This window comes from Paenarthrobacter sp. PH39-S1, assembly GCF_030063245.1.
Taxonomy (GTDB): domain Bacteria; phylum Actinomycetota; class Actinomycetes; order Actinomycetales; family Micrococcaceae; genus Arthrobacter_M.
The window spans coordinates 1-1,612 of record NZ_JASISR010000099.1; the positions used below are offsets into that span (position 1 = coordinate 1).

General features: G+C 62.5%; 2 protein-coding genes. One reads left to right on the forward strand and one right to left on the reverse strand.

The genetic code is table 11. The features are described from left to right. Positions 1-138: 138 nt before the first annotated feature. Entirely contained in the window at positions 139-513 is a 375-nt protein-coding gene (locus tag QMG52_RS21650) for a hypothetical protein (protein WP_283562464.1), read from the forward strand. Positions 514-577: 64 nt separating this feature from the next. On the opposite strand, the gene QMG52_RS21655 is transcribed toward QMG52_RS21650, so the two are convergent. Continuing rightward, positions 578-1,438 carry an alpha/beta hydrolase gene (locus QMG52_RS21655; RefSeq protein WP_283562465.1) on the reverse strand — a complete coding sequence of 287 codons (861 nt, stop codon included), beginning with the start codon at positions 1,436-1,438 and terminating at the stop codon, positions 578-580. Positions 1,439-1,612 lie beyond the last annotated feature (174 nt).

Genomic DNA, 1,612 nt, shown 5'->3' on the forward strand with positions numbered 1-1,612 from the left:
ACAGGTGTCCTTCTCTGTCTGGAAAATTTTGGCTTCGCAACTACTATTTTCCCAGCTCAAGGGGCACTTGTTCGGTTTAACACACCCCTGTCAAAAAGTTCTTACTCGCGGATCCGGGTCTGAGGAACTTGTCCCATCATGAAAAACAAACGGATCAAGGTCATTGCCGGGATTGACGCCCTCGCATACACCCATCGCGTGGCGCTGACCACCGAGCATGGCAAGCGCCCGAGGGATAAGAAGTTCCTGGCCGTCGGTTCAGCGCACCGGGAGATCGCCTCCTACCTGACCAGCTTCGGGCCAGCCATCGCTGCCGGCACCGAAGGAACCGGCCCGTGTGGAGCCGAACTGACCTGGGTTCTGGCCGGCCAGGGATCCAGCATCCGGGAGGCCAACCGGGCCGAGCGACGCCTGCCGGGCCGAGCGACGCCTGCACGAGAAGTCCGATCCCTCGGACGCCTACCAGGCTGCCAAATCGGTACTGCCCAGGTGCTGGGCCTCGTGGCTTGTTGATGTTATGCTTCCGGGCGCACGCGCCGGCCGACCCAATCATCGATTCCCTGCGTATAGCGGAGGGCTACCGGGGTGTCGGTAAAGCCTTTGACACCATGCGGAGCACGGGGTGGACATGAAGTTCGGCAGGAACTCCCGCCTGATTGAGCCGGGTGGCGTAGTCGATCGCTTCGTCGCGGAAGCCGTCGACGTTGCCGACTGCGATGTAGGCGCGAGGGAGACCGCTCAGGTCCTTCGCCCTCGCCACTGCCGCGTACGGCGGGATGTCCGCGTTGCCGTAGAGGTCGCCGAGGTAGGAGCGCCAGCCGTAGTCGCTGGTGTGCGGGTCGTAGACGACTAGGCCCCCCATCTGGCTTGAGGGGGTGAGTTGGCGGTCGTCGATCATGGGCGCGTCGAGCACTTGGAATTTCAGTGGGAACTCTCCGCGATCGCGGGCCAATAGAGCGAGAGCTGCCGCGAGACCCGCACCAGCGCTGGTTCCTGCAACCCCGATATTGTCCGGGTCGACGCCGAGCTCCTCGTGATGATCGAACACCCACCTCAGCCCGGCATAGCAGTCTTCGAGTGGCCCCGGGTAGGGCGCTTCGGGGGAGCAACGATAGTCAACTGATACTCCGACCATGTGGTATCGGCGTGCCCAACGGGAGAGGCGGTCATCGTCCATGTCGAAACTTCCCAGGACATACCAGCCGCCGTGGATCGAGTACACGCACGGGAGCGGTCCATCGACCCCTTGAGGCCGGTGTACCCGCACCTGAACGCCCACCGCGCCAGGAATCGGATAATCGTTGCGCTCGACGAATAGGGCCGGCGGCCCGTATCGAGTTGTTCCGGCCGCTCGATGTTCGGCCAGCGTGTCAGCGCTGAGCGGCGGCCTCCCCGAGGGACCCGCCAGTTTCGCAATCATCGGATCGAGTTCAAGCACAATGTCACCGCCACCAAGACTGTCATTTCTTCAATAGTTAAGTTGCTACTGGCAAATACGGCGTGATGGTACGGCTAGTCCGGGTAGGTGGTACTGCTCGTTTCGGCTAGGGGGTACCGCTGGAGGTGGGGCTGTGGTCCTCTTGGGAAATGGGCGGCATATTCGGTGCGGCCG